This is a genomic window from Xenorhabdus sp. PR6a (genome assembly GCF_028599065.1).
GTDB classification, from domain to species: Bacteria; Pseudomonadota; Gammaproteobacteria; order Enterobacterales; family Enterobacteriaceae; genus Xenorhabdus; species Xenorhabdus doucetiae.
Genome location: NZ_JAQRFJ010000006.1, coordinates 16,533 through 43,128, shown reverse-complemented (window position 1 = coordinate 43,128; position 26,596 = coordinate 16,533). Strand labels below are relative to the sequence as shown.

27 protein-coding genes and 1 pseudogene are annotated in these 26,596 nt (G+C 42.4%); 13 read left to right on the top strand and 15 right to left on the bottom strand.

All coding sequences use genetic code 11. The features are described from left to right. From PSI15_RS03140 to PSI15_RS03125, 4 genes are all read left to right on the top strand, one after another. Entirely contained in the window at positions 1-945 is a 945-nt protein-coding gene (locus PSI15_RS03140) for a pseudouridine-5'-phosphate glycosidase (RefSeq protein WP_273582259.1), read from the top strand. A 90-nt stretch (positions 946-1,035) separates the two neighbouring features. Then, positions 1,036-2,286, top strand: coding sequence for a NupC/NupG family nucleoside CNT transporter (locus PSI15_RS03135; RefSeq protein ID WP_273582258.1), 1,251 nt, complete (start codon positions 1,036-1,038; stop codon positions 2,284-2,286). A gap of 134 nt (positions 2,287-2,420) precedes the next feature. Then, the gene (locus PSI15_RS03130) at positions 2,421-2,849 is read left to right on the top strand and encodes a universal stress protein (RefSeq protein WP_045970493.1); all 429 of its coding nucleotides are present in this window, start codon (positions 2,421-2,423) and stop codon (positions 2,847-2,849) included. Between the two features lie 44 nt (positions 2,850-2,893). After that, entirely contained in the window at positions 2,894-3,331 is a 438-nt protein-coding gene (locus tag PSI15_RS03125; RefSeq protein ID WP_045970495.1) for a universal stress protein, read from the top strand. 65 nt (positions 3,332-3,396) lie between these two features. Here the strand turns inward: PSI15_RS03125 and PSI15_RS03120 are convergent, their stop codons facing one another. Next, positions 3,397-3,579, bottom strand: a complete 183-nt coding sequence (locus PSI15_RS03120) for a hypothetical protein (RefSeq protein WP_045970497.1) — start codon at positions 3,577-3,579, stop codon at positions 3,397-3,399. A gap of 225 nt (positions 3,580-3,804) precedes the next feature. On the opposite strand from PSI15_RS03120, the gene PSI15_RS03115 reads away from it, so the two are divergent. Continuing rightward, positions 3,805-4,827, top strand: coding sequence for an endonuclease (locus PSI15_RS03115; protein ID WP_273582257.1), 1,023 nt, complete (start codon positions 3,805-3,807; stop codon positions 4,825-4,827). A gap of 352 nt (positions 4,828-5,179) precedes the next feature. Continuing rightward, entirely contained in the window at positions 5,180-5,968 is a 789-nt protein-coding gene (gene phoH, locus PSI15_RS03110; protein ID WP_273582256.1) for a phosphate starvation-inducible protein PhoH, read from the top strand. Between the two features lie 94 nt (positions 5,969-6,062). Here the strand turns inward: phoH and PSI15_RS03105 are convergent, their stop codons facing one another. From PSI15_RS03105 to PSI15_RS03095, 3 genes are read right to left on the bottom strand one after another with little or no spacing between them, the layout of a single operon-like run. After that, positions 6,063-6,221 carry a DUF2474 domain-containing protein gene (locus PSI15_RS03105; RefSeq protein ID WP_071827259.1) on the bottom strand — a complete coding sequence of 53 codons (159 nt, stop codon included), beginning with the start codon at positions 6,219-6,221 and terminating at the stop codon, positions 6,063-6,065. Next, on the bottom strand, positions 6,202-7,209 hold the full coding sequence (gene cydB / locus PSI15_RS03100) for a cytochrome d ubiquinol oxidase subunit II (RefSeq protein WP_273582255.1): 1,008 nt from the start codon (positions 7,207-7,209) through the stop codon (positions 6,202-6,204). Before cydB ends, PSI15_RS03105 begins: the two co-directional genes overlap by 20 nt. After that, positions 7,199-8,548, bottom strand: a complete 1,350-nt coding sequence (locus PSI15_RS03095; protein WP_273582254.1) for a cytochrome ubiquinol oxidase subunit I — start codon at positions 8,546-8,548, stop codon at positions 7,199-7,201. Before PSI15_RS03095 ends, cydB begins: the two co-directional genes overlap by 11 nt. Before the next feature lie 596 nt (positions 8,549-9,144). On the opposite strand from PSI15_RS03095, the gene PSI15_RS03090 reads away from it, so the two are divergent. After that, entirely contained in the window at positions 9,145-10,179 is a 1,035-nt protein-coding gene (locus PSI15_RS03090) for an anthrax toxin-like adenylyl cyclase domain-containing protein (RefSeq protein WP_273582253.1), read from the top strand. A gap of 209 nt (positions 10,180-10,388) precedes the next feature. Here PSI15_RS03090 and PSI15_RS03085 read toward each other — a convergent pair whose 3' ends face one another. Next, a complete protein-coding gene (locus PSI15_RS03085) occupies positions 10,389-10,925 on the bottom strand; it encodes a TetR/AcrR family transcriptional regulator (RefSeq protein WP_273582252.1) in 537 nt (178 codons plus the stop codon). A 166-nt stretch (positions 10,926-11,091) separates the two neighbouring features. On the opposite strand from PSI15_RS03085, the gene PSI15_RS03080 reads away from it, so the two are divergent. Together PSI15_RS03080 and PSI15_RS03075 are read left to right on the top strand one after the other, a co-directional pair. Next, positions 11,092-11,616 (top strand): HPP family protein, encoded by a 525-nt coding sequence (locus PSI15_RS03080; protein ID WP_273582251.1) that lies wholly within the window; start codon positions 11,092-11,094, stop codon positions 11,614-11,616. A 52-nt stretch (positions 11,617-11,668) separates the two neighbouring features. After that, a pseudogene (locus tag PSI15_RS03075) lies at positions 11,669-11,905 on the top strand (hypothetical protein); the annotation flags it as partial. On the opposite strand, the gene yegD reads toward PSI15_RS03075, so the two are convergent. Continuing rightward, positions 11,862-13,214 (bottom strand): molecular chaperone, encoded by a 1,353-nt coding sequence (gene yegD / locus PSI15_RS03070; RefSeq protein WP_273582250.1) that lies wholly within the window; start codon positions 13,212-13,214, stop codon positions 11,862-11,864. The pseudogene PSI15_RS03075 and the gene yegD overlap by 44 nt on opposite strands. Positions 13,215-13,382: 168 nt before the next feature. Between yegD and PSI15_RS03065 the strand changes: the two genes are divergently transcribed. The 3 genes from PSI15_RS03065 (at position 13,383) to PSI15_RS03055 (ending at position 16,742) form a co-directional block, all read left to right on the top strand. Beyond that, the gene (locus PSI15_RS03065; RefSeq protein WP_273582249.1) at positions 13,383-14,804 is read left to right on the top strand and encodes an aminotransferase-like domain-containing protein; all 1,422 of its coding nucleotides are present in this window, start codon (positions 13,383-13,385) and stop codon (positions 14,802-14,804) included. Between the two features lie 126 nt (positions 14,805-14,930). Further along, positions 14,931-15,500, top strand: a complete 570-nt coding sequence (locus tag PSI15_RS03060) for a HutD/Ves family protein (RefSeq protein ID WP_273582248.1) — start codon at positions 14,931-14,933, stop codon at positions 15,498-15,500. A gap of 300 nt (positions 15,501-15,800) precedes the next feature. Then, positions 15,801-16,742, top strand: coding sequence for an omptin family outer membrane protease (locus PSI15_RS03055; RefSeq protein WP_323858596.1), 942 nt, complete (start codon positions 15,801-15,803; stop codon positions 16,740-16,742). A gap of 79 nt (positions 16,743-16,821) precedes the next feature. Here the strand turns inward: PSI15_RS03055 and lhgO are convergent, their stop codons facing one another. The 3 genes from lhgO to PSI15_RS03040 all read right to left on the bottom strand — a co-directional run bounded on the left by lhgO (position 16,822) and on the right by PSI15_RS03040 (position 21,125). Beyond that, positions 16,822-18,012: an L-2-hydroxyglutarate oxidase gene (lhgO, locus tag PSI15_RS03050; RefSeq protein WP_273582246.1), complete on the bottom strand. Its 1,191-nt coding sequence runs from the start codon at positions 18,010-18,012 to the stop codon at positions 16,822-16,824. Positions 18,013-18,071: 59 nt separating this feature from the next. Further along, a complete protein-coding gene (locus tag PSI15_RS03045) occupies positions 18,072-20,021 on the bottom strand; it encodes a TRAP transporter permease (protein WP_273582245.1) in 1,950 nt (649 codons plus the stop codon). Positions 20,022-20,090: 69 nt separating this feature from the next. Further along, positions 20,091-21,125, bottom strand: coding sequence for a TAXI family TRAP transporter solute-binding subunit (locus PSI15_RS03040; protein ID WP_337928438.1), 1,035 nt, complete (start codon positions 21,123-21,125; stop codon positions 20,091-20,093). A 380-nt stretch (positions 21,126-21,505) separates the two neighbouring features. Between PSI15_RS03040 and PSI15_RS03035 the strand changes: the two genes are divergently transcribed. Beyond that, entirely contained in the window at positions 21,506-22,321 is an 816-nt protein-coding gene (locus PSI15_RS03035; RefSeq protein WP_273582243.1) for an alpha/beta fold hydrolase, read from the top strand. A 214-nt stretch (positions 22,322-22,535) separates the two neighbouring features. Here the strand turns inward: PSI15_RS03035 and PSI15_RS03030 are convergent, their stop codons facing one another. The 6 genes from PSI15_RS03030 to pth form a co-directional block, all read right to left on the bottom strand. After that, on the bottom strand, positions 22,536-22,703 hold the full coding sequence (locus PSI15_RS03030; protein ID WP_273582242.1) for a hypothetical protein: 168 nt from the start codon (positions 22,701-22,703) through the stop codon (positions 22,536-22,538). 505 nt (positions 22,704-23,208) lie between these two features. Further along, positions 23,209-23,391 (bottom strand): hypothetical protein, encoded by a 183-nt coding sequence (locus PSI15_RS03025; RefSeq protein WP_273582241.1) that lies wholly within the window; start codon positions 23,389-23,391, stop codon positions 23,209-23,211. 310 nt (positions 23,392-23,701) lie between these two features. Continuing rightward, the gene (locus PSI15_RS03020; protein ID WP_273582240.1) at positions 23,702-24,283 is read right to left on the bottom strand and encodes an NAD(P)H-dependent oxidoreductase; all 582 of its coding nucleotides are present in this window, start codon (positions 24,281-24,283) and stop codon (positions 23,702-23,704) included. Next, on the bottom strand, positions 24,219-24,473 hold the full coding sequence (locus PSI15_RS03015; RefSeq protein WP_273582239.1) for a hypothetical protein: 255 nt from the start codon (positions 24,471-24,473) through the stop codon (positions 24,219-24,221). The genes PSI15_RS03020 and PSI15_RS03015 overlap by 65 nt, the downstream gene beginning before the upstream one ends. Positions 24,474-24,567: 94 nt before the next feature. Continuing rightward, positions 24,568-25,659, bottom strand: a complete 1,092-nt coding sequence (gene ychF / locus PSI15_RS03010) for a redox-regulated ATPase YchF (RefSeq protein ID WP_045970563.1) — start codon at positions 25,657-25,659, stop codon at positions 24,568-24,570. A 112-nt stretch (positions 25,660-25,771) separates the two neighbouring features. Then, positions 25,772-26,362: an aminoacyl-tRNA hydrolase gene (gene pth / locus PSI15_RS03005; RefSeq protein ID WP_273582238.1), complete on the bottom strand. Its 591-nt coding sequence runs from the start codon at positions 26,360-26,362 to the stop codon at positions 25,772-25,774. Positions 26,363-26,596: the final 234 nt, after the last annotated feature.

The window sequence follows — 26,596 nt, the reverse complement described above, 5'->3', positions numbered from 1 at the left end:
ATGAATAAAAATATTGCCTTAAATGAGTATTTGGATATTTCTCCGGAAGTGGTTCACGCATTAGCGGACAATCGTCCTGTCGTTGCGTTGGAATCGACGATTATTTCCCACGGAATGCCTTATCCGCTAAACAGAGAAACCGCCTTGCAGGTTGAACAGTGTATTCGGGAAAAGGGTGCGGTTCCGGCAACCATCGCGATTATTGGGGGGCGCATCAAAGTTGGTCTATCTCATGATGAGATTGAATTTTTGGCGAAAGAAAGAGATCAGGTTATCAAAGTCAGCCGGCGTGATTTGCCTTTTGTTATTGCGGCGGGAAAACAGGGCGCAACGACGGTTGCCTCAACCATGATTATTGCAGAAATGGCCGGCATTGCGGTATTTGCGACAGGGGGGATTGGGGGTGTTCATCGCGGGGCTGAACGCTCTTTTGATATCTCGGCCGATTTACAAGAATTAGCCATGACCAACGTCGCAGTCGTATGCGCTGGGGCTAAATCTATTCTTGATTTGGGGCTGACCGTAGAGTATTTGGAAACGCATGGTGTGCCTCTGGTGGGTTACCAGTCAGAAAAACTGCCGGCATTTTTCTGCCGTAGCAGCCCGTTTCCCGTTAGTGTCAGGCTCGATGATCCTCAACAAATCGCCCATGCCATGAGCGTCAAATGGCGCTCCGGGCTGAAAGGCGGGATTGTGGTTGCTAATCCTATTCCTGAACCCTTTGCCATGGCGGAAGAACGCATCAATAGCGCGATTGAACAGGCTGTCCATGAAGCAGAAAATCAGGGTATTGTGGGTAAAGAAAGTACACCTTTCTTATTGGCGAGAGTGACAGAAATCACCGGCGGAGAAAGTTTACAGGCGAATATCGAATTGGTTTTCAATAATGCTAAATTGGCCGCTGAAATTGCGATTGCTTACCAAGAGATAAATAAAACATCATAATTTCCATTCAATCTTTTTATCCAAAATCATCATAAAAAAGATGCCAGCCTGATTTGTTTTTCAGGCTGGCTAAAAAGCAGGAAGATAATCATGGATATTCTACGCAGTTTATTGGGTGTGGTTATACTGCTCTTTGTAGGTTACCTATTCTCCGTCAATAAAAAAAGAATTAACTTACGTACAGTGGGCGCCGCATTATTTCTGCAAGTCAGCCTTGGTGCAATAATGCTGTATATCCCTGCGGGGAAATGGTTAATTAATCATGTGGCTAATGGCGTCAATGCGGTGATTTCTTACAGTTCAGCCGGCAGTGCATTTATTTTTGGCAGTTTAGTCAGCCCCAAAATGAATGAGCTGTTTGATGGGGCAGGGTTTATTTTTGCATTTCAAGTATTGCCGGCGATAATTTTCATTACCTCGCTGATATCGATCCTTTATTATCTTGGCATCATGAAATGGGTGATTAATATCTTGGGATATGTGTTTCAGAAATCGATGAAAATTAGCAAAATAGAAGCTTTTGCTGCGGTCACCACGATATTTCTTGGGCAAAATGAATTGCCGGCGGTATTGAAACCTTTTGTCAATAAGATGAACCGCAATGAGCTTTTCACGGTTATGTGCAGTGGCATGGCTTCGATTGCCGGTTCGATGCTGGTGGGGTATGCCGGATTGGGCGTACCGATAGAATATCTTTTGGCGGCATCATTGATGGCGATCCCCGGCGGTATTTTATTTGCCCGTTTACTCAGCCCGGCGCTGGAACCTTCCCAAGTCCAGTTTGAACAAATTTCATTTAGCGACAAGCGTCCCGCCAGCATTATCGAAGCCGCTGCGGGAGGGGCAATGCTGGGGTTGAAAATCGCAGTTGGCGTCGCGACGGTGGTCATGACCTTTGTCGCCCTGATAGCGCTGATCAATGGTCTTATCGGTGGCCTCGGCGGGATGTTCGGTTGGCAAGGCGTCAGTTTGCAAAGCCTGTTTGGTTATCTCTTTTCACCATTGGCTTACATGATGGGGGTTAACTGGGAACACGCAGATTTGGCCGGGAGCCTGATTGGGCAAAAACTGGCCATCAACGAATTTGTGGCTTACGTGAACTTTTCTCCCTATTTGAACAATCCGGCGGTGGTACTGGAAACGAAAACCATTGCGGTTATTTCATTTGCCCTGTGTGGTTTTGCCAACTTTGGTTCGATTGCCGTGGTGGTCGGGGCATTTATCGCGGTTGTCCCTGAACGGACGTCAGATATTGCACGGCTTGGCTTCAGGGCACTGCTGGCGGCAACCTTGTCCAATCTCATGAGTGCCACGATTGCAGGGATGTTTATGAGTTTGTAGGCTAATCTCTATCCATAAATCTGAATAGGGCATAACATGTTTTAGATGTTAGGTGACTCACAGTAAGTTTTCCGTGTTTCAATATACTAAAGAAATCAGGATAACTTGGTATTTCAATAAGTAGGAGCGTGCATATGTACAAAACTATTTTAGTACCAGTCGATATTTCAGAAGAGGATCTCACCAACAAGGCCGTTGGCTGCGCGCTTAAAATCGCCAGAGAAACCGGGGCTAAATTGCATTTTCTACATGTATTACCCATTTCATCAGCGATTATTAATGCTTATGCCCTGGGCTATATGGAGATTAAGGACAGGGCGACTATCAAGGCAGAACAAGACTTGAAGAAGCTGGTTGACTCCATTGAATTACCCGATCATCAGATCGCCTATTCGATTGCATTTGGTTCTCCAAGAGATGAAATTGCGGCCACAGCGGATGAAATTGGCGCTGATTTGATTGTCATTGGTTCAAGGCGTCCCAATATCACCACTCATCTGTTAGGTTCCAACTCTGCCGGTGTTGTCAGATATGCAAAAACATCGGTATTAGTTGTGCGATAATTATTTAGTCACTGGCGGTGATATCCGATTACAGGGGAGTATGTATGTATAACACAATCTTAGTTCCAATTGATATTTCGGAAGATATATTAACTGATAATGCCATCAAGCATGCAGAGTATTTGGCAAAAATATCGAATGCAAAAGTTCATCTTTTTCATTCTGTGCCCGATATTTCCCGATTTTCTGTGAATTACAGTTACCACTATGATTTGTTAAGTGCTTTTGCCAAAAAAGCTATCACGAATTCTGAAGAAGAGCTTAAAAAAGTCGTAGAACGAATTGACTTACCTAAAGATAAAGTGTCGTTTTCAGTTGCCTTTGGTTCCCCACGCGATAAGGTGCTGTCTACCGCCCGTGAGGTTAATGCCGATTTGATTATTGTCGGCTCGCGTCGGCCTGATATTTCGACTCATTTACTGGGTTCAAATGCGTCGGGTATCGTTGGCTATGCCAATATCTCTGTCTTGGTCGTAAGATAACGGATTTAATTTGGATTAAATCCGTTATTATTTATAAAACCGTGCTTGAAAAAGCACGGTTATTTTTAATCAGAAAACGAATTCAGTGTAATATCTAACTGATTCTTACCGGCAATAATAACCTGAATCTGTAAATTATTTTCTGAATGGTTAGTGGTAATGACAGTCACTTCTTCGTTCCCTGAATATTTCTTTACAACTTCCAGCAACTCTTGCTCAAGTTGTTCAGTTTTAGTGCTAATGGTCATTTATCCTACTAAAATGAATTAAAATTTTTAAAACACCTTGATACTATCCAAATAAATGACATTCAATAGTTTAATAAACATAATATTTTTACGCTTAATATTCCCATCAAATGGGTTATAAAGAAAAATAGACGAATAATATTTGTCATTTTATAGTGTTGTCAGGCAGGATAATAGCTGAATGTTATGCAGCAATATTTTGATAAATAAGTAATAGGTATTATTTTGAACAGTAAAATTCACCAGTGGGCACGCTATCTTTTGGTTTTTGGGTTAACCCTCTCTTTCCATGCCTGGAGTGCACCAAGTAGCTTTGAACAAGCCAAAGTTGAATCAAGAAAGAATGTTTATAGCGGACAGACAAAATCAGGTATTGGCACATTATATTGTGGATGTGATTGGCAATGGGTTGGCAAAAGTGGCGGGCGTGTTGATCTGGCGTCTTGTGGTTATCATGTCCGATCACAGCAAACCAGGGCTGAACGCATTGAATGGGAACATATGGTGCCGGCTTGGGTATTTGGGCATCAACGCCAATGTTGGCAAAAGGGTGGGCGGAAAAACTGCGTTGAGACTGATCCCGTATTTCGCAGGATAGAATCAGATATGCATAATTTAGCGCCGTCAATTGGTGAAGTTAATGGTGATCGCAGTAATTTCGGTTACGGAATGCTCGCCAGAAACACACCTGATATGTATGGTTCATGTCGCAGTAAAGTGGATTTTAAGTCACATCTGTTTGAACCGCGCGACAGAGTGAAAGGCATGGTTGCCAGGGTCTATTTTTATATGCATGACCGCTATAATCTGACGATGTCACGCCAGCAGCAGCAATTGATGATGGCATGGGATCGTCAATATCCCGTGGATGCCTGGGAGCGTGAAAGGGATGACCGGATTGCCAAAATTATGGGGCACCATAACCCATTTGTGACTGGCAGCAAAAAATGGGAATTGGGGCATAAAAATTCAGGTCAAGGTTTGTTATCACAACAAGGATTAGCGGCACAGAACAGTGCGCCAAAGCAAAACCATTTGCAAGCCGGGAATCATCAGGTATCAGCCCAAAGAACCACCTCGAAAATGGGGCAAAATGAGATGATTAAGGGAAACAAAAATAGTCAGATTTATCATTTTGCGCATTGCTCTGGCTATAAGACGGTGGCAGATAAAAATGCAGTTTATTTCCGTTCAGAAGCAGAAGCTAAAACAGCAGGATATCGTTTAGCCGGTAATTGTAAAAAATAGCGATTGTGAATGGTGAAAAGGCGTTGCTAATAAAAATCAAAGAATGTTTCAGTAAAATTTAACCTTCAAGCTTGTCATAAGTAAAAAACTGTCATTATACTGACATCATAGTCCGTTAGATTACACCAAAGAAAGCGGAAAGATGCGAGGAATGCTAATGACAGAAACTGAAACTGCATTCTTGTTAGGAACCGGCGATTAAGATCATGTTGCTAATGAAAGTGTGACGATCTTAACGCCGGTTTTTTTATGGGCCCTTAATGAGCTTAAAAGGAAGCTCCTATTTATTACGCAGTTAATGCTATCGATATAAAACACCGTAAAGTGAAACTTAACGATAAGGTGTGCGATTATGGCTAGACAGAAAGCAGTGATCAAAGCTCGCCGTGAAGTGAGAAGAATGTTGAAAAAGGACATGCGACAATCACGTTATCGGAATAATGATAATGTCACTTCACTGGTACAGTTTGGAAGTGTTGAAGCTATCGGAATGGCACGTGAAAACAGGGATACTTCAGACGTTATGCCGCGCAGCGAAGTGCAGTATCGTTATATGCGGGCAATCAATAACAAGCAATTAATTATTGCCAATGGTGAAGCAGGCTGTGGCAAAACCTACCTTAGTGCTGTAATGGCAGCCGATGCTTTAATCAATAAAGAGGTTGATAAAATCATCGTAACGCGTCCGGTATTACAGGCAGAAGAAGATCTCGGTTTTCTGCCGGGAGATATGGCGGAGAAATTCGCGCCTTATTTTCGGCCGGTTTATGATGTGTTATTAAAACGCATGGGCGCTTCATTTCTGCAATATTGCCTGCGTCCTGAAATCGGTAAAGTGGAAATAGCCCCTTTTGCCTATATGCGAGGAAGAACATTTGAGAATGCCTTTGTGATCCTTGACGAAGCACAAAATGTGACTGTCAATCAAATGAAAATGTTTTTAACGCGATTAGGAGAAAACGTCACCGTGGTTGTCAATGGTGATATTAGCCAGTGTGATTTGCCGGTAAATATTACATCGGGATTGGCGGATGCACTGGAACGGTTTTCCGATGATGAAGCTATCAGTGTGATCCATTTTTCTCAACAAGATTGTGTCCGCTCCAAACTGTGTCAGAAAGCGCTTTTGGCTTATGGCTGATAACCTATAGATTTCAAGAAATACCCCCAGTTAATTTTGTGGCTGGGGGAGATAAATTGAACCCGTTGTTAATTGTATTTTAAAAAGTGAATTATCACTTAACCTTCATTCCCGCCAAGGTCATTAACGCGCGAAATAACGTGGAGACGGCGTATAAGGCCAGGACACTGCAAAACCAAATGATTACCAGCCAGCCTAAACGTTGCCATAATGAAGGGCGTTGTGGTGCTGTTTTAATGGTAACCTTGTTCATGGCTGATTTTTCCTCGGAAGACATAATAACTCCAAAAGGTATAAGTCAAGATAATCGGGATGATAAACAGGGCGCCAACCAGCATAAAGCCGAGCGACTGAGGCGGAGAGGCGGCCTCTTCATAGCTGATAAAGGGAGGGATAATGTTCGGCCAAATACTGATCCCCAATCCCGTGAAACCCATGAAAATCAGTAATAGTGCAGTCAGAAACGGGGTGTAATGGCTTGAGTTTGGAGACGCTTTTAATAGCTGCCAGCTTGACCCTAATACCAGTAATGGTATGGGCATAAAGAAAAACAGATTTGGCAAGCTGAACCAACGTTCAGCCACTGTTGGGTGAGCGAGTGGCGTCCATATACTGATCATGGCAATCACCGTTAGCATCAGCAAGGTTAAGGGACGCAGAACACGGGACATCTGTTGTTGCAGATGACCTTCGGTTTTCATCACCAGCCAGCCGCATCCTAATAAGGCATAAGCGATAATCAGGCCAAAGCCACAAAATAGAGGAAAAGGCGCCAGCCAATCAAAATAGCTGCCGGTATAAACACGATTTTCGACGGGAAAACCGGCAATAACCGCCCCAACAACAACACCCTGCATAAAAGTAGCGAGCATTGAACCGACAATAAAGGCCTTATCCCAAACGTGTTGGTGCTTTGGCGTGGCCTTGAAGCGAAATTCAAATGCCACGCCACGAAATATCAAACCCAATAACATTATGGTCAACGGAATTGCCAGTGCATCCAGAATCACGGCATAAGCCAATGGGAACGCACCAAATAATCCGGCACCGCCCAGCACCAGCCAAGTCTCATTCCCATCCCAGACAGGAGCCACGGAATTCATCATCAAATCACGATCGGCTTGCCCCTTAATCGTGGGATATAAAATACCGATGCCCAGATCAAAACCATCCATCACGATATACATCAGGGTGCTGAATATGATGATCAGGAACCAAATAAGAGGAAGATCAATGCCCATTGACGGACTCCTTCTTTGAGTTTTGTGGCAGTCCCTTACGGATGAGTTTCATCATATAGGCGTAACCCATACCGAAGACGGCGGCATAGACGACAAAGAAAATCAGTAAGCTGATACTCATGTGGATTTCGCCATGGGCGGATACCGCATCTTGGGTACGCATTAAGCCATAGACGACCCACGGTTGACGGCCAATTTCGGTGGTGAACCAGCCCGCCAGAATCGCAATAAGGCCGGAAGGGGCCATCAAAAGCATAAAACGGAGAAAGAACCGATTCTCATAAAGGCGCTTTTTATGCCGCAGCCATAGCCCCCAGATACCAGCCACAATCATCAAAACGCCCAGTCCCACCATGATGCGAAATGACCAAAACACCATAAAGACATTTGGGCGATCTTCTGGCGCAAATTCTTTCAGTGCCGGCACTTGTTTATCCAGACTGTGTGTCAGGATCAGGCTGGCAAGATAGGGAATTTTGACGGCATACCGCGTCTCTTCTGCTTTCTGGTTGGGAATCCCAAACAGGATCAGTGGGGTCGCTTCACCGGGATGATTTTCCCAATGGCCTTCCATCGCGGCGACTTTAACGGGCTGATATTTTAGTGTATTCAGTCCGTGCATATCGCCAATCATGGCTTGTAATGGCGCAATAATCAGGATCATCCACATCGCCATTGACAACATTTTTCGCATGGCGGGTGAATCATGGCCTTTCAGCAGATGCCAGGCGGCAGATGCTGCAATGAAAAATGCTGAGGCCAGAAATGCCGCTGTGCCCATATGCAGCAAGCGATAGGGAAAAGAGGGGTTGAAAATCACCGCCAGCCAATCAATTGGAACGACTTGATTATTAATAATTTCATGGCCTTGCGGTGTTTGCATCCAGCTATTGGAAGCTAATATCCAGAATGTCGAGATAATGGTGCCGAGCGCCACCATGCAGGTGGCAAAAAAGTGCAGTCTTTCGCCAACCCGCTGCCAGCCAAACAGCATAACGCCGAGGAATCCGGCTTCAAGAAAAAATGCCGTCAGTACTTCATAAACCAACAACGGGCCGGTAATTGTACCGGCAAAGTCAGAAAAGAAGCTCCAGTTAGTGCCGAACTGGTAGGCCATCACCAGGCCGGAAACCACGCCCATCCCGAAATTAACCGCAAAAATTTTTGACCAGAAATGGTATAGCGTCTTGTAGTCCGTATTACGTGTTTTAAGCCATAAGCCTTCCAATACTGCTAAAAAACTGGCTAAACCGATCGTAATGGCAGGAAAGATAATGTGAAAGGAAACCGTAAATGCAAACTGTATCCTTGCGAGCTCAAGGGCATTTAACCCTAACATAATGACCTCTTATTGAAATCTATTGGGGATATGGATAAACGAAGTGAGAAGGTGCAGACAAGTAGAACACAGGGGCTTGAGGTATAATAGTGACAATTTTTTGTTTGTTGGCTATAACAGTTGGGGTGGTTATGGAACGTGTTGTGAACAATGGAGTAAATGGAAAGTGATTATTGAGCAGAATATTTTATTTTTCGATTTATGGAAAATAGGATTAAATTTTATGTAATTTTTTTGTATTAATTGAATATTCTTATATTAAAGAAACTTATTTAAAATTTTGATAAAATATCATGGTAATTTGGGCTTGACAGTCTATCTGGAAAGGTTATATAACTAAAACTCCCATAGGGATTATAATATGTCCATGACTATAAACATATTGAGTTCCTTTATTTAGTATTGACTTCAAGTGAGTTTTGGATTAAGTGAGTATTTTTATGAAAAATAAAAATATAATTTCCAATATGTCATGTGAGGTCATTGTATTTAATTGTCTGCAATCATTATGAATTTACTTATAATTTATTATTAATGGTGACAGGAATAACAAAGTATCATGAAAATATTTTTCTTATATTACAAAGAGGGGGAGTATGACTCTCAACGATATTAATCACCAATTTCCCCCTTCCTCTTCCTCTTCGGATTTTTTGTATTATAGTGCATTCCTAAAAATGTCAAAGAAGTATAATGTAATTATAGGAATAAGAGAACCAAATCCACACGGTGAAGAACTATTAATAAATGGATATCCTTCTAAAAATTTCCATATGAAGGCCAAATCCAGTTCTACTGGACCAACTGCAGGTTTTATTACTGAGGATGCCACATATTCTAAAGTATCAACTTCTTCTTATGATAAGCAGAATAAGGCGATTAATGATGCTAAAGCTCGTGGGGCACGAGCGGTCAATTTAATGATTAGCAAAGAAAGAATAGATAAATTGTGCAAAGCTGGAGAGTTAAAACAGATAAAAGAGCAACAATATTCAGCAGTATATCCAGGAGGAGAACAAAAATTCTTTATTGAACCGAATGGGGGATTGGTACTTGACGTTAATAAAAATGTTGTAAAAGTAATGACTAATCCTCCAGAGGTTGGGGTTGAGGTTAACCCACATGAAAATTTACCAATCAAAATTCCATCCGAATCTGGATTAGAAGCTATCACTGCAGACTATGATCTCTTTGCTATTATTCCACGTAAAAATCAAGACTATAATATAAGGCCATTACAAGTGCCACCGAAACGTCTTAAAGGGAATTCAAACCTTGATTTTCTAAAACCTAAAATAGTAATGGAAAATGGGCAACATGAAAGAACGTGGAAGAATAAAACGGAAGAACATGGTAACATGGGGAATGTTCATTGTTTTGGCATGACGATTATTAATGCTTTAAATAAAGAAATTAAGAATGAAGGTTATAAAGGTGGAAAACTAGTCTGGCATAATGATGAGACGGGGAATCCATATGGACCTGGATTCGATGCCAAAGATAGGCCAATTTTTTTCCTTCCTAACGGACATATTTTTCAGGCTCACTCGAAATATCAAGTAATAGATTTTTATAGAAAGATTAAAGAGCTGGGGTTCTCTCCTGAATATAACCCAATTTTCGGATTCTAATTTATCTAATGTTATATCCGGCCTTGTGTCGGATATATTTCCTTCAATATGAACTAAGTAATATCAAGGTTGTATCGGTAAAATACAACGATCTAAGACTTGTTGATATCAATCTATATGAAAAGCAGATTTAACGCATAATGAGCCCCGATCTCCAAGTTGATCCCTATAAAGTCATTAGTGATTAAAGCTGCCTTATTTTGAGAAACTCAGAGCATGGCTTTTGCTCCCATCCGGTAAATTCGTTCACAGCCAGTCACCTCACCAAATTCAGCCCGGACTATCATGCCTTCGATAAACGTTATCAACGTTTCTGCTTTAGTTTCAGCGTCTTTTTGGTTGGAGGGAAAAATAGAGGATAAGAGCGCTTTTAGCCACTTTTTATGCTGTTGAGCCTGTTTGACAATAGTTTCGTCATGGCCTTTAAATTCTGCCAAGGCGTGCATAAACAGGCATCCTTTAAAATCAGGGGATTGGAACCATAAAAAATGCCAGTCAAGGATCGCATCCAGCTTGTTTTCCGTTCCTTTTGAGACCGATACCACGCGATTGAGTGACGCTTCAAATCTGTTATGTCTCCTCATTAATAGGCTTTCAATCAGCTTGTTTTTAGAGCCGAAGTAACGATACATAGAGGTTTTTGACACACTGGCTTTATCCCGAATCAAATCAACGCCGACTGCGTTGTAACCGAATTCATTAAACAGTGATTCCGCAATATCTAAGATGTGTTCTTTTTTGTTCATCGTCATTTTTCTTCGTTATTCCTATCAGCCTTGATTAATAACCTTATTTAATGAAAGGTTGTTTTGGAGTGTACAGGTCTGTACTATTTATTGAGTGAACAGATCTGTACATACTGTATCATGCTGACTGAATAATAGTGCATATTAATTATCTGGAGAATCAAATATGAGTAAATTGAGAGGGGGAGGTGTTTTACCACCAAAACCAGATTTTATTCAATTAATTAAAGGGTTATTGGGAGGGTTTCTGGGTATTTTGGTACTGAGTTATTTAAGTCAGACAACAGAGTATCCGTGGCTAATGGCTCCGTTTGGGGCAACTTGCGTTATCCTCTTCGCGGTTCCGGCTTCTCCGCTTGCTCAACCAAGAAATGTGATTGGCGGTCATTTACTGGCCACGGCTGTCGGGATTATCACATTATATACATTGGGAAACGCTTTAATTGTGATGTCGCTATCGGTGGGAATAGCCATTATGTTGATGCAACTGCTTAGAGTTGTCCATCCACCCGCAGGAGCTAATCCGTTGGTTATATTTTTGGCCGGGCAAGAAGCGGTTGGTTTTGATTTTCTTTTTACCCCTGTGCTGATGGGTAGCGTGGCGCTTGTTGTGATTGCCTCTTTTATTAATAACATGGGTAAAGAAAATCGTTGGCCGATATATTGGTATGGGTTTACCAGAAGAAAATAGGGTTGATACGGGACTGATTGCTTGACCGGATGCGGGTATAATCGGGTGTTCATTTGTCCATCAATTGATTGAACAATCTCCGGAGCATGAAACAATGTTGATGACCATTGCAGAAGAGCTTGAGCAAAAAGGGCGCGAGCAGGGTATCAGGCAAGGTATTGAACAAGGTATCAGGCAGGGTATCGAGCAAGGCCGGGAGGAAGGTAAACTGGAAACGTCAGCGCGCACTAATACGACAATGGCAATTAAGCAAAACAGATTTTTGCCCAGCGTGCCAGACCTGTTGTGACTGAGCCGAAGTAATTACCCCCAACCAACGGAATCCCCGGTAACTCCTGTTCAACCGTGTGGCGTAGAACAGGCGAACTGGCTGAACCCCCGGTCATAAAGATCACATCGGGTTGGGTTCCACTTTGTACCACGGCTTCGCTGACTAATTTCGCCATTTTCTCTTTGGTGGATTCGATCGCGGCAATCATCTGATCGCGCTGAATATTCACTTCAATAATTTCTGAAGATAGATTCAGTTTAATGCGATGTTCAAATTGCTCCGAAAGCGCAATTTTGGCTTTTTCCGCGCTGCGAACAAGACTGTATCCCAGTGTGTCTTGATATACTTTCAATAAGCGTGCTAATTTTTCGGGTTCTTGGGCATCTCTGTGCAAGGATTTTAATGCGGCAAAATTCTGGCGGGAGTAAAACTCTTTCTGAGACTGTATATCGTTAATGGCAATCGGGTTCCAGAACTGGGTCAATGGCATCTCAATACCTGAGGTAACTTTGCTTCCCAAGCCAAAAGGGTGCATCAGTTGCTTGAAGGTCAGATGAATATCTAAGTCATTCCCGCCAATACGTTGCCCCGTGTGCGCCAGTAAACTGTCATTGCGTTCAAATTGACCTCGCCAGCTTGGCCCCATTTGAATCACGGAGCAATCGGTTGTTCCGCCGCCAATATCGACGATCAATACCGTTTTATCTTCTGTTAATGTGGCTTCATATTCCAAACCGGCTGCCACGGGTTCAAATTGGAATTCAATATGGCGAAAACCTGCCCGTTTTGCTGCATTAAGTAAAATCCCTTCAGCTTGTTGATTTGATTTATCGCCACCACGCCCATGAAAATTGATTGGGCGCCCAATGACGACATCTTCGACAGTTTGCTGTTTATTGGCTTCGACTTGTTGTTTGATATTAGCCATCATGGCGCAAACCAGATCCTCAAAAAAGCTGATTTGGGTCTCTCTTAAGCCCATTGCGCCCAAAAAAGATTTCGGGGATTTAACGTAGTAAATATCTTGGGGATCTTCCAAATACCGCGTTAATGCTTGTTGCCCAAATACGATATCTGCGGGTAAAAGTTCGATGCCTTCCTCACGGTTTGCAGCAACCGCACGACGAAGCAGTTGCTTACCCGCTTGATTGTTTGGTCTGATATTCCAGTGGCGAAATAAATGCTCGGAAACGGATTCTCGGCTCGGTGCAGCCAGAGCAGAAGGCATATAAAAGTTAGCATTTTCGATAGCAATAAGCTGCGGTGTATCGCCGATCATTTCTGCTACCGCGCAATTTGATGTGCCATAGTCAAAACCGATGAACATAAGTTTCCTCATTTTTAAGCGTGGAAAATTTCAAAAAGGGCGCAGATGCTAGCTTAAATTAGCTTGAAACGCGAGTTTAGAGGAAAAAGTGCATCTTGAAGTATGATGAGTATAATACTGAAAATTTTTTGCTAAATACCTATAACAGTTTAAGCAAGGGCCAAGCATATGACGCGTTACGAACAATTGGCTGGCATGATCCGCCAACAAATAGAGGACGATATTTGGCAAGTGGGGGATAGATTACCGTCACTGCGGGAATCGGTGAAATCGTCGGGTTTGAGCTTGATGACGGTGCTACAAGCTTACCAGTTGCTGGAAAGTCAAGGATGGATAGTGGCACGTCCACAATCAGGATATTATGTTGCCCCCCGATTAAAACCTTTTGCGGCGGCAAAGGGAGGAAAAGAACTCAATTTAACTGAAAACGTGGAGATCAGTGCATCTATTTTTGATGTTTTGCAGGCATGCAAAGATCCGCAAATTATTCCTTTCGGTTCGGCATTTCCTGATCCCTCTTTATTGGCCGAGCCTAAATTGTCAAAAATATTGGCTTCCGTTGCCCGCCGTTTCGTTCCACACAGTTCGCTGGCAAATCTGCCGCCGGGCAATGAAAAGTTACGGCGCAATATCTCCCGTCGCTATGCCGCCCACGGTATTCATGTTTCCCCTGATGAAATTGTCATTACTGCCGGCGCAATGGAATCATTAAGTTTCAGTTTGCAATCCGTCACTTCGCCGGGTGATTGGGTGGTGATTGAATCGCCTGCTTTTTATGGCGCGCTACAGGCGATAGAGAGGTTACGTTTGAAAGCCATTGCCATTAAAACCGATCCGCTCACGGGTATTGATTTGGATACGTTGCAGCAGGTTGTACAGAAATATCCCATAAAAGCCTGTTGGTTGATGTCGCGTTTTCAAAATCCGTTGTGTAGCACCATGCCGCCCGAAAATAAACAGCGATTGGTAGAGATTTTGAATCACAGCCAGATTGCCTTGGTTGAAGATGATGTGTATGGCGAATTGTATTTCGAGCAGGAGCCTCCGGCACCCATAAAAGCCTGGGATACAGAAAATAATTTTATGCACTGTGCGTCATTCTCAAAATGCCTTGCCCCCGGTTATCGGGTAGGTTGGGTTGCAGCAGGTAAACACGCAAAGAAAATTCAGCAACTCCAGATGATGAGCACGGTATCTGCCAGTACCCCAACCCAGTTGGCCATTGCGGATTATCTGGCGCAGGGAGGGTATGACAATCACTTGCGTCGATTAAGGCGGCAGTTGGAACAGCGGCAAAGCCGGATGCTATGGGCAATCAGTGAATACTTTCCCCAATCCGTGAAAGTCAACAGCGCACGGGGTGGTTATTTTCTTTGGCTGGAATTTGAACCACCTTTTAATACTCACCGGCTCTATCAACTGGCGTTGGCAAAGCATATCAGTATTGCGCCCGGTAGTATGTTTTCCACCAGCGCTCAGTTTGATCATGCTTTTCGCCTGAATACTTCGTTTGCCTGGAATGAAACGCAGGCTTTGGCAATGAAGGAATTGGGGAAGCTGTGCCATCAGCTTTTAAAGGAATGCGGGTAATCAATCACACTTCAACGACTTTGATATTGTCGCAAGAGAAATTATTTGCCAATGTGCCTATTAACATTTTGATGCTGATTATCTTTTGGCTTTGTAAACAGAATATAAAAGTGGTGAGGGAGTGGCATGAAAATAAAATGTTTCGATTATGCAACATTACCAAGGCTGCAATGGTCTGAAGGGAAAGGCGAAACAAGGGATATTGTTTGCTGGCCTGTGTCTGATGATTTTGCCTGGCGAGCCTGTTTTACGACCCTCCATCAAAGCGGAGTAGTGGGGCAATTTCCTGATATTGAACGCACAATCATTTTATTAAAAGGGAAGGGTATCCGCTTGACCAGTCCGGGGTTTCTGGAACACGAGTTGGTGAAAAAGATGACGCCATTTAATTTCTCTGGCGATATTCTGGGACATGCGGAATTATTGGATGGTCCCGTTCAGTGTTTCAATATCATGACTCGCCGTTCATGTTGGGCTTCTGAGGTTTCAGTCATTTCTGAGGAACGTTTACTGCCAACATCACACAGCGGTGTACTCTATGTTTTAAAAGGGCGTTGGGAAATGGCAGGCGCAAATTGTGTCCAGCTTGCTTTTGGCCAAGGTGCATGGTGGTTGCCGGATATTAGGGAAGGGGTAATTAAGCCACTGGTTGCAGATAGTCAGTTGTTATGGGTCGATTTACGCCCGATAGGGTGAACGGGATCATCGTTGAAAACCAATATATAAGCGGCCTGTTTTTATAACAGGCTGTTGAATTTTATTTATTAAAATCCAATAGTTAAAAGTTTTAATCAAAAAATCCTGCCTAAAAAATGAAAAATAGCTAAAAGCGTATAATCTTAATCTATGAACATATAACGATAAAAGTAATATGACACAAATATTATTATTTCCTTTGTTGATAGTTAAAGAAATTATCTCTTTTAGCCGTGAGTTGTTGTCAGATAACAGGAAATAGAAATACTCAGCTTTTGTTCTGATAAGGTAATGATAAGTATGATTAAAAACTTGATAGTAATTCCATTAGTCACTTTATCTTTTGGAATTATGGCACAACCTGCGTCATCACAATATTATTGGGGAGATAATAGTGTCTCTTTTATGCTTGGGCTTGGCTGGCTGAAAGGCGAATCTAATGAACATCTCTATGGATATTCCGAAGACCCGAAATACAAAAGCAGTCAATTGAATTGGAAAATAGGTGATGCCCTGATTGCCAGAGGCAAAGTTTCCTGGGAGCCTCTTGACAGATTAACCGTGAATGGGGGTGGTTGGGTTAAATTATCATCTCGCAATAGCAAAATGGATGATTATGACTGGTTGGATGTAAACCAAAGCCATTGGACTCATTGGTCAACCAGCCCAGATACTTCCTTGAATGATGCCAATGAATTTGATTTAAATGCCGCCGGTTGGCTAATCAAACAACCCAATTACAAATTGGGTGGTGTATTGGGTTATCAGGAAACACGTTTTAGCTGGACGGCTTATGGTGGACATTATATCTATGATAATGGCGCTAATATCGGGGAATTTCCTTCTGGGATGGCAGGGGTGGGCTATAAACAAAAATTTAGTTTGCCCTATATTGGGTTAACCGGGCAGTATCGTTATCAGGATTTTGAATTTAACCTGTTACTGAAATATAGCCCGTGGGTAAAAGCCCGAAGCAACGACGAGCATTATATGCGTCGTTTAACTCTGCCCCAGAAATCGGATAAGGTTCGTTATTATGGTGCCAGTATCGATGCCGGTTATTATTTAAATCAAAATACAAAGATCTATACGGCATTTACCTGGAATAAATATCGTGAAGGTAAAGGCAAAACAAAACTCATCTATTATGATACTGGCTACACCAATGAGTTAGGCGACGATTCTATCGGAATTGAAAACCGAAACTACAGCATAGATCTTGGATTACAGTACCATTTCTAGCTTTCTTGTTATTACATTACTGGCGTAACTGACAGCTACCGTTTTCTTCGGTATCTGTCAGTTTAAAATGCATTCCTCCTCACAGTTCAATAAAATATCGTTTCACTATTTCTCGGCCAATCTCCATTGACGCCGTGGCTGCGGGTGAAGGTGCATTGCAAACATGCAGTGAACGGCGACCTTTCACGAAGTGAAAATCATCCACTAATTTGCCATCGGTGGTAAGTGCTTGGGCGCGAACACCGGCTGGCCCTGGTGTAATATCTTCTGGCTGCAAATCAGGAATAAGCTGGCGGGCATTTTCAGTAAAAAGCGAGCGAGAAAAGGAGCGTCGCATTTCGGCCATGCCTTCACAGAAATAACGGGTGGCGATTTTCCAGAATCCTTTGTAAGCCAGTACCTCTGCCATATCCCGTAGATTGAAGTCTGTCTTGTGATATCCCTCACGCTTAAAGGCCAGTACAGCATTGGGGCCAACATCCCGTTTACCATTGTGCATTCGCGTAAAATGAACGCCGAGAAAAGGGAAATCGGGATTGGGCACGGGATAAATCAGGTGATTGACCAGATAATTTTTACGGTTATTTAAAACATAATATTCACCGCGGAAGGGGACGATTTTCATCCCTGTTTCATAGCCTGCCAGTTTGGCAATTCTGTCGCTGTGCAATCCGGCACAATTCACTAACCATTTTGCCTGATAATGGGTTTGCTGAGTTTGTATCTCAACATAATCATGATGCTCACAAATACCTTGTACTTGCTGTTGATAATGAAGTTCGCCACCTCTGGTCTGGATAATTTCAGCCAATTTGGCGGCAATTTCCGGGTAATTCACGATCCCGGCATCCGGCACCAATAGTGCCTCAAGGCCGTTGACATAAGGTTCACGCTCTTTCAATTGGGCTTGCGAAAGCAGGCTAACGTCAAGGCCGTTCTTCAATCCTCGCTGATAGATATTTTCCAGCAAAGGCAACTCCTTGAATTGCGTTGCAACAATCACCTTACCGCAACGGTCGTAATATAATCCGTGCTGCTGACAAAACGCATATATTGAGCGGTTTCCCTGTTTCGCCAGCCGTGCCTTTAAACTGCCTGGAGTGTAATAAATGCCGGAGTGCACAACGTTGCTGTTATGGCCGCTTTGGTGTGCCGCCACGCCATTTTCTTTATCTAACAATAGCAAGCGCAGGTGCGGATGCTGTTCTTGCAAGGCATTGGCGGTGCCAAGCCCGATTAATCCTGTACCAATGATAATGACGTCATACATTTTTAGGATGTTCCTCATTATTTTTGTTTTTACACGTTCCGATTTATTGCGTAACCGATTTATTGCGTAACCGATTTATTGCGAAAGAAGTGCATAACACCTGCGGCGACAATCAATATCACCCCGGCCAGATCTGTGATCATTCCTGGTTTGATTAACAGGATTGCGGCAATAGCGAAGAGAATTCGCTCTAACCAATGGGTTTTGTACATCCAAAAATTAGCGCTGGCAATGGAAAGCGAATAGATGCCAATCAGGGCGGTCAGGATCATATATCCAATGGACAGGGCGTTTAAGTCATTGCCTTGCATCAATAATGCCGGGTTATACACCAAAATAAAGGGAATGATAAATCCTGGCAGCGCCAGATAGACGGCATTCCACGAAGTCTGTATGGGATCAGCACGGGCAATGCTGGCAGCCGTATAACTGGCAAGTGCGACAGGCGGTGTAATATTAGAAAGTGCGCCAAACCAGAAAACAAAGAAGTGAGCGGCTAAGGGTAAAACCCCCGCTTTGATTAATATCGGTGACACTGTCACGGCAACAACGATATACAAGGCCGTTGAAGGCAGCCCCATGCTGAGGACAATACAAACAACCATAACAACCAGCAGGATCATCCACAGTGTGTTGTCGGTCAGGGAGACAATATTGAAAGCGAGTGTCGAGCCAATGCCTGTCATGGTGACAACACAGATAATCACGCCAATGGCGGCACAGGCAACGGTGACCTGAATCGCACCACGGGCAGCTTCATTGAGGGCAGCGGCAATTTTCTTGGGCGTCATGCGCACGGAAGTATCTGGTGTGATCCAACTTGCGAGGATAATCGCGATAATGCCGAGAAAACCGGCATAAATAGGTGTTTTTCCGGCTAATAACGTCCCGATCACGATAAATAGCGGCAGTAACAACAGGCCACGGGATTTTAGAACCGTTTTGACTTGGGGAATATTTTCTTTGCTGACACCTTGCAATCCTTGTTTTTTGGCTTCCAGATCAATAGCAATAATCAGGGCGGCGTAATAGAGCAGTGCCGGAATGATGGCTGCAATCACAATGGTGGTATAAGAAATGCCCAAAAAACCCGCCATAATAAAGGCAGCGGCGCCCATAATCGGTGGCATGATCATGCCGCCTGTTGATGCCGCTGCTTCAACAGCGCCGGCAAAACGGGGAGACAGGCCGATATTTTTCATCAGTGGAATGGTGAAGGTGCCGGTTGTAGCAACATTGGCGACCGCGCTGCCACTCAGTGATCCGGTCAGGGCGGAGGAAATGACCGCAACCTGAGCAGGCCCACCGCGGCGGCGTCCGGCTATTGCCATCGCAAGGTCATTGAACAATGCTGTCGCACCGCTGACACTTAAGAAAGCGCCAAACAGGATAAAAACCATGATTGCCGTTGATGCGGTGGAGAGGGTAATACCAAAAATACCTTCGCTGGTCATAAATAAGCGAAATAATAGGCGCTCAAGTGAAAATCCGGCATGCCCGAAAATACCCATAAAATACTCTCCGAACAGGGCATAGATAATGGCAAACAGGGATAAACCCGGTATGAAATAGCCGGTCGTGCGCCTTGCTGCCTCAAATAATACCGCGATACCCATCACAGACATCACATAATCAGTGGTATTGGGAATGCTGTTGCGGACAACATGCAAGTCAGTGTAAGTAAAATAAAAATATCCATAACTGACCAAGGTGAGCAAAATAAAAAAGTAATCCCAATAATTGAATTTGGCGGTTGAATAACGTTGAGAAATGGGGAACAGAATAAAACCTAAGCTCAAAATACCCGCGAGAAATATCGCATTGCGGTAAAATTCCTGCGTATTGGATAACGCATTGGCATAGATAGCATAAAGGGAAATGGCGATGGCAAGTATCGTTGTAAGCTTCAAATAGAGGCCGGTTAAATGGCGGTTGCCTGATCCTGCTTCTTTATCCAGCTCAATGTTATTTGGTTCAATCGTGGATGGCGTTTTATTATCAGTATTCATGGTGACTCCATAATATTATGGCCAATAACATGGAAAATCAGGTTGAATTTTAGGGTGTCAGGTCAAAAATCATGGTTGTTTGTCCGCAGATTTTAGTTCTGGAGGGACAAGATAGTTCGGAATATTCAGGCCAATCTCGCGATAATATTGATAGGCACCAAGATGTAATGGAACGGAAACCCCTTTCAATGCGTTTTCGGGCAGAATATATTTCGCGGAGCTGTGGATTTGATGGACTTCCTTCTGATTTTCAAACATCACTTTAGTTAATTCATAGATGGTTTTTTCATCTATTTTGCAGGTTGTCATCAGAATATTGGGTTGCGCAATCGTTTGGATGGGCTGTGTTTGGCGTGGATAAGTCTTTGGTTGAATGACGAAGCGAAACCATGAATTGGCGATAGTGTTAATCTTTTCCAGTTGTTCATCGGTGACGTTTAGAATACGGGCAGGAACGCCACTGGCATACATATCTGTGACGGCCGATGCCGGTACACCGGCAGGTAAGGCGCCACCATCAAGACGACCATCCCGCATGGCTGAAACCGTATCACCATAACCAAGATATTCTGGACGGATATTTTGTTTGCTGAGGTTAACACCTTGCAGAATAATCAAGGTAGATTGTTCAGTCCCACTGGCTTGTGGCCCGACAGAAAAACGTGTTCCGGTAATATCGTTTAGTGTTCCATCCTTGATTTTATCGTCTAATAACACAAAGTGTTCTACATTCGGCCAAAGAACAGAGATAGAACGCAGATCCTGATAAGGGTGGTTTTTGAAATTTCGCACTCCTTGATAGGCTTCGACGGCGATCAAACTCTGTAAAATAGCGAGTTGAGCTTCATTCTTCTGGAGTAGATCAATATTTTCAATCGAACCGGCTGAGGATTGCCCTGTAACCTGAATATCCTCCTGTTTCAAATGGTGACTCCAGATATTGGCTAAGCCCACGCCCATTGGGTAATAAGTTCCGCCTGTGGACGCCGTTGCTACGGAGAGAAAACGTCTATTAGTATTTTCTATTTTTCCTGTCATGGCCATGATAACCAGGGCAATGGCGATCATAGCCGTTAATAGGAGCTTTACTTTTGAGGAAGCCATATTTTTTATTGTCATAATGTGATTACCCGATGATGTTGTGTCATAAATAGAGGCTAACTATTTGCATTAGCTTGTATACAACATTACCTGTCTGGATCAGAGTTTCATGTTGAAAATTTGTGATAGGTGTTTTGTATACCGTAAAAAAATAAACGAAAAATATGAAGTCACTGATAGATTTTAAGTGAAAGAAATGCCCTGTATAATCTTGCAGGGGATAAAAAAATCAGGTTTTATGAACAAATATCATATTCACTTTAGAGAAAGCCAAAACAATAAAAATCTCTGTTGTTTTATGATGGTTTAATATTAATGCTTTGTAAGCTAATTCAATAGCTTCCTTAAACTAATCTGTTATTGATTTTTGAGGAGATAGAATAATGGCTACCACACGTAACTATAATATTAAAACTCGTTATGCCGGTATTTCGGTAATCGATAGTGGCGGTAATGGATTGCCTGTGTTGTTAATTCATGGCAATTCCAGTTGTAAAGAAGTCTTTCGTCATCAAATTAATCAGTTAAAAGGAAAGTATCGGGTTGTGGCGTTAGATTTACCTGGACACGGTTTGTCATCAAATGCGACTGAACCACGTCAAGCTTATTCAATGCCTGCTTATGCCCACACGGTTATTGAGGTACTGGAAAAAATAGGCATTAACAGAGTCGTGGTTTTGGGCTGGTCGTTGGGGGGGCATATTGGGTTGGAAATGTTGGCCCTATTCCCTAAAATGATTGGCTTGATGATTTGTGGTACTCCGCCGGTAGCAGCGGGCGCGAATAACGTGGCTCTTGGTTTTCGCCCTGGCTTGGGGCTTGCCGGCAAAGCGGAATTTACTGAGGAAGATATTAAGCATTTTGTCTCTGATACTTACGGGATGAATGGATTTCAAGAACCTTTTATTGTTGAAGCGGTGGTAAGGACAGATGGATTGGCACGGCAATATATGTTTGAGGCGTTTCTTTCTCCTCAGGCAACCGATCAAAAATTATTGGCTGAAACCAGTGAAATACCGTTAGCGATTGTTAATGGGGCAGATGATCCCTATATTAATTTTGATTATATCAATGGATTGAATTACCGAAACCTTTGGCACGGAAAAGTGCTCAATTTGGCGAATGTTGGTCATGCACCGTTCTGGGAAGCGCCTGAATTATTTAATCCAGTCTTAGTTGAATTCCTTGAGGATTTTTAGTGTAATTGGGTATGGTAATCCATTGATGAAGATAAATGATAGTGGGAGCTTTTTATTACATATTTATTTCAATAAGTTAGCTTAAAAAGCTCCCGGCTATTATATTTAAGGTTTTGTTTAACCATTATTTTCAAGTAAAAACTTAAATTTCACGCTGTAAAATAATAACATGGTTTAGAATTAAATAATGACATTCTTTTTATTTATTGCTAAGTTACAGGCAAAATTCCCTTAAAATTTTGTTAGGTGCATTATTACAGAGGTTTTTGCAGTGGATTTTTATGGTGTTAGTAAATATCTCACAAGCTAATGCATTTGCATTAGCAGTAACAATTGTTCCTATCATTAATGACAGTATACAAGCAGCTAATTTTCTTTTCATATTTTTCACCTCATATGATTAGAGATTAATATAAATAAAATCTAAATATTAGCGACGTCGATAGTGTTAACAGAAACAGGGTTGTTTATGTCAACAGATTCATTCTTACAAATGTTCTGGGTTCTTGGCTATCGTTCTTTTTATTGTGTTTATGCTTTGTTTACAAAATAAAAACATTTTTATTATCTTATGGAAAAATAATAAAAAATAGAGGTTAATAAATAGTGGGGAGTAAATTAAATGATCGAAACCCCTGAAAAGGAAAACGCTCAATTTGACGGAAGATAATGATGTATCATTTTGGAGTAATTTTAAGTTATTTACCTCTAACTTAGTTGAGTTACTTAACGGTTTTCAACGAAATTAAGTGTGATAACCCATGAGTTATGATAAATATTGTGGAGTGTCTTAAAAGCAGAGCCTGAAATTGAATTGAATCATGGCAAGGATACTCCTTGACTGACTGAATATCCTTGTTTTTTATCTGTAAAATGTTAACGTAGAATTATAAGCAAATGGTTCTGGCTATCTTTAAGATGGTGCCTTCAAAAGGTATTAAATGACATATTTTTGCTAAAGACGATTTAATAGGGTTATCAAAACTATTAGCGATTAGCGCATTTGCGTTAGCGGTAACAATTGTTCCCAGTATTAATGAAAGTATACAAGCAGCTAATTTTCTGTTCATGGTTTATACCTCATAAAGTTAGAGATTAACATCAATAAAACATAAAGATTAACAATATGTATAGTGTTAACATTAACGTGATTGCTTATGTCAACATGATTATTTTTACAAGTGTTCTGGTTTTTTGGCTATTTGTTCTTTCATTTTGTTTATATGTTGTTTTTATTTTTTACAAAAAAATAGTAATAGTGTGTTTTTTCATTATGTTGTGGGAAATGAGAGCAAAAGAGATGTAAATATATTTTTAGTGGGCTTGATTTGTTTGGAAGCTAAAATATCCACTTGATATACAAATGGATATATATGATCTTTAATTAAAAAATGTCGATAAGTGTTTTTTTAATTGTTTAATGTATTGAGAAACTTGTGGGTTTTTTATCACATCATAGCAAGCAAATGTTGGGAGTGGAGACATCCCTAAAAATTGGTTTGCTTTATGGAAAGGGTAGTAAACACTGTCAATGCCTTTTCCTTCAAAAAATTGATTGGGATCTTCAAATGATTCCAGAGGTGCATTCCAGGTTACCGAAAACATATAAGTTTTGTCTTGTATTAGGCCACCTGAACCATATTTTTTGGCAGGATCATGACGGGTTCGTCCATCATCTTTAAACAGGGTACTGCGGCCAGCACTAAAAACTTCATCGACATATTGCTTTAAAATCCACGGGGCTTCCATCCACCAACCCGGCATTTGATAAATAATGCTATCCGCCCAAAGAAATTTATCCACCTCTGCGGCAATGTTATAGCCTTTATCGACATGGGTAACCTGAATATCATGGCCTGTTTCTGTCAGGTGATCTTTAATAATTTCGGTTAAGGTGTTATTTAGCTCTCCTTTTGATTCGCCAAAATCTTTTGCTGAATTGATAACTAAAATATGACCCATAAGCCATAATACTCGGTTCATACAACCAGCCAATGGGATCTGTGGGCTGTTCCAGATGGCAAAGCGTCAGTTGGGGAATTGCTGTTTTTACCGCATGGGTATTGGGTCGAGCTAATGTCGCTACTTTGCCTGCCAATTGTTGTAACTGGATTTCGATTTCTCTATCGGATTGGTGATGTGATTCATCCATTTTTTATTTCCTTATCTTTTAAAAATCATGATGATAAGAAAAATCCACGCCATTGCGTGGATTTTATTGAAATACGTTGAGACAAGAGAAACGATTAGACGTTAAACAAGAAATTCATCACATCGCCATCTTTAACGATATACTCTTTCCCTTCTGCGCGCATTTTACCGGCTTCTTTTGCCCCTTGTTCGCCTTTGTAAGTGATGAAATCTTCAAACGCAATAGTTTGGGCACGGATAAAGCCTTTTTCAAAATCGGTGTGGATCTTACCCGCTGCTTGTGGAGCGGTTGCACCGACAGGGATCGTCCAGGCACGCACTTCTTTCACACCCGCAGTAAAATAAGTTTGCAGGTTCAGCAATTGATAACCGGCGCGAATAACCCGGTTCAAACCCGGTTCTTCAAGACCCAATTCCGCCATGAATTCTTCGCGGTCGGCATCTTCCAGCTCGGCAATATCCGCTTCAATCGCCGCACAAACCGGAACAACGACAGAACCCTCTTTTTCCGCAATGGCGCGGACGGTATCAAGGTGTGGGTTATTCTCGAAACCGTCTTCATTGACGTTGGCAATATACATGGTGGGTTTCAGAGTCAGAAAGCTCAGGTAGCGAATGACGGCTTTTTCTTCTGCATTCAGATCCAAAGCGCGCAGCATGCCGGCTTGTTCAAGGTGGGGAAGGCATTTTTCCAGAACTTCCAGTTCTGCTTTCGCGTCTTTATCGCCACCTTTGGCTTTCTTCTGTATCCGGTGGATAGCGCGCTCGCAGGTATCCAGATCCGACAGCGCCAGTTCAGTGTTGATAATGTCAATATCAGCAGCAGGATCAACTTGGCCAGAAACGTGGATAATGTTGTCGTTTTCAAAGCAGCGCACGACATGGCCGATGGCTTCGGTTTCACGAATGTTGGTCAGGAATTGGTTACCCAAGCCTTCACCTTTTGACGCGCCTTTTACCAGACCGGCAATGTCCACGAATTCCATCGTGGTTGGCAGAATACGTTGTGGTTTAACAATCTCAGCCAATTGGTCGAGACGGGGATCTGGCATCGGCACAACACCGGTGTTTGGCTCGATAGTGCAGAACGGGAAGTTTGCTGCTTCGATACCTGCTTTGGTCAGCGCATTGAATAATGTAGATTTCCCAACGTTAGGCAGGCCAACGATACCGCATTTGAATCCCATATTTTTATCACCTTAAATCACTTATAAACCAACGAGCAATATGCTTGTCGGTGAGTTAGACAAAATTGGCGCTATTATACATGCAATAGCCCACAGTGCCATGTACTCCCTGTCAGGCGCTGGCTTTAAACGCATGCAGGCGGTTAATTGCTTTACTCATGCCGTCTTTAATCAGGATGTCGGTACAGCGCAATGCTTCATCGATGGCATCATCAATCAGTTTTTGTTCGCAAGCCAAGGGCTTGCCAAGGACGAAACCCACGACTTTGTTTTTATCGCCCGGATGACCAATGCCGATCCGCAGACGATGAAAGTTAGGATTATTACCCAGTTTATTCTGAATATCTTTCAGGCCATTATGACCCCCATTGCTGCCACCCAGTTTCATTTTTGCCACACCCGGTGGTAGATCCAGCTCATCATGTACAACCAAGATTTCATCCGGTTGAATGCGATAAAACCCAGCAAGGGCAAGGACAGATTTACCGCTGAGGTTCATGAAAGTACTTGGCACCAGCAAACGAATATCCTGCCCGTTAATGTTAATGCGGGCGGTAAGCCCAAAAAATTTACTCTCTTCTTTCAGGGGTTGGTGATAGCGTTGTGCTAATAAATCGACAAACCATGCTCCGGCATTATGTCTGGTCTGTGCATATTCAGCCCCAGGGTTTGCCAGGCCAACGATTAATTTTATGTTACTCACAGTTTAGGTTCGCTTATTGGCAATAGAACAAAAAGGAGATTAGTTTACCTATCTCAAAGCTTGAGTACAAAACTCATTATGTCCTTTCTTAACAAATATTATTTTGCCGGAATGTAAAAAATTAGGCTTAAATTTGTACGGCTTGTGATCGCTGCCGCAATAACCTTTTATATGATAAGGCTATAATTCAATTACAAAGAAGATGTCTACTTTCGTGCTTTTGCGTTCGTTGTA

Bases quoted from the DNA above. Each gene is read 5' to 3' on its own strand.
- PSI15_RS03090 (WP_273582253.1), top strand. From the start codon at position 9,145: ATGACTCTCAACGATATTAATCACCAATTTCCCCCTTCCTCTTCCTCT.
- cydB (WP_273582255.1), bottom strand. From the start codon at position 7,209: ATGGGCATTGATCTTCCTCTTATTTGGTTCCTGATCATCATATTCAGC.
- phoH (WP_273582256.1), top strand. From the start codon at position 5,180: ATGGCTAGACAGAAAGCAGTGATCAAAGCTCGCCGTGAAGTGAGAAGA.
- PSI15_RS03140 (WP_273582259.1), top strand. From the start codon at position 1: ATGAATAAAAATATTGCCTTAAATGAGTATTTGGATATTTCTCCGGAA.
- PSI15_RS03030 (WP_273582242.1), bottom strand. From the start codon at position 22,703: ATGAAAAGAAAATTAGCTGCTTGTATACTGTCATTAATGATAGGAACA.
- PSI15_RS03045 (WP_273582245.1), bottom strand. From the start codon at position 20,021: ATGAATACTGATAATAAAACGCCATCCACGATTGAACCAAATAACATT.
- PSI15_RS03095 (WP_273582254.1), bottom strand. From the start codon at position 8,548: ATGTTAGGGTTAAATGCCCTTGAGCTCGCAAGGATACAGTTTGCATTT.
- ychF (WP_045970563.1), bottom strand. From the start codon at position 25,659: ATGGGATTCAAATGCGGTATCGTTGGCCTGCCTAACGTTGGGAAATCT.
- PSI15_RS03130 (WP_045970493.1), top strand. From the start codon at position 2,421: ATGTACAAAACTATTTTAGTACCAGTCGATATTTCAGAAGAGGATCTC.
- PSI15_RS03035 (WP_273582243.1), top strand. From the start codon at position 21,506: ATGGCTACCACACGTAACTATAATATTAAAACTCGTTATGCCGGTATT.
- PSI15_RS03105 (WP_071827259.1), bottom strand. From the start codon at position 6,221: ATGAACAAGGTTACCATTAAAACAGCACCACAACGCCCTTCATTATGG.
- PSI15_RS03135 (WP_273582258.1), top strand. From the start codon at position 1,036: ATGGATATTCTACGCAGTTTATTGGGTGTGGTTATACTGCTCTTTGTA.
- yegD (WP_273582250.1), bottom strand. From the start codon at position 13,214: ATGTTCATCGGTTTTGACTATGGCACATCAAATTGCGCGGTAGCAGAA.
- PSI15_RS03120 (WP_045970497.1), bottom strand. From the start codon at position 3,579: ATGACCATTAGCACTAAAACTGAACAACTTGAGCAAGAGTTGCTGGAA.
- PSI15_RS03085 (WP_273582252.1), bottom strand. From the start codon at position 10,925: ATGAACAAAAAAGAACACATCTTAGATATTGCGGAATCACTGTTTAAT.
- PSI15_RS03055 (WP_323858596.1), top strand. From the start codon at position 15,801: ATGATTAAAAACTTGATAGTAATTCCATTAGTCACTTTATCTTTTGGA.
- PSI15_RS03025 (WP_273582241.1), bottom strand. From the start codon at position 23,391: ATGAACAGAAAATTAGCTGCTTGTATACTTTCATTAATACTGGGAACA.
- PSI15_RS03065 (WP_273582249.1), top strand. From the start codon at position 13,383: ATGACGCGTTACGAACAATTGGCTGGCATGATCCGCCAACAAATAGAG.
- PSI15_RS03020 (WP_273582240.1), bottom strand. From the start codon at position 24,283: ATGGGTCATATTTTAGTTATCAATTCAGCAAAAGATTTTGGCGAATCA.
- PSI15_RS03125 (WP_045970495.1), top strand. From the start codon at position 2,894: ATGTATAACACAATCTTAGTTCCAATTGATATTTCGGAAGATATATTA.
- PSI15_RS03040 (WP_337928438.1), bottom strand. From the start codon at position 21,125: ATGGCTTCCTCAAAAGTAAAGCTCCTATTAACGGCTATGATCGCCATT.
- PSI15_RS03015 (WP_273582239.1), bottom strand. From the start codon at position 24,473: ATGGATGAATCACATCACCAATCCGATAGAGAAATCGAAATCCAGTTA.
- PSI15_RS03080 (WP_273582251.1), top strand. From the start codon at position 11,092: ATGAGTAAATTGAGAGGGGGAGGTGTTTTACCACCAAAACCAGATTTT.
- PSI15_RS03060 (WP_273582248.1), top strand. From the start codon at position 14,931: ATGAAAATAAAATGTTTCGATTATGCAACATTACCAAGGCTGCAATGG.
- lhgO (WP_273582246.1), bottom strand. From the start codon at position 18,012: ATGTATGACGTCATTATCATTGGTACAGGATTAATCGGGCTTGGCACC.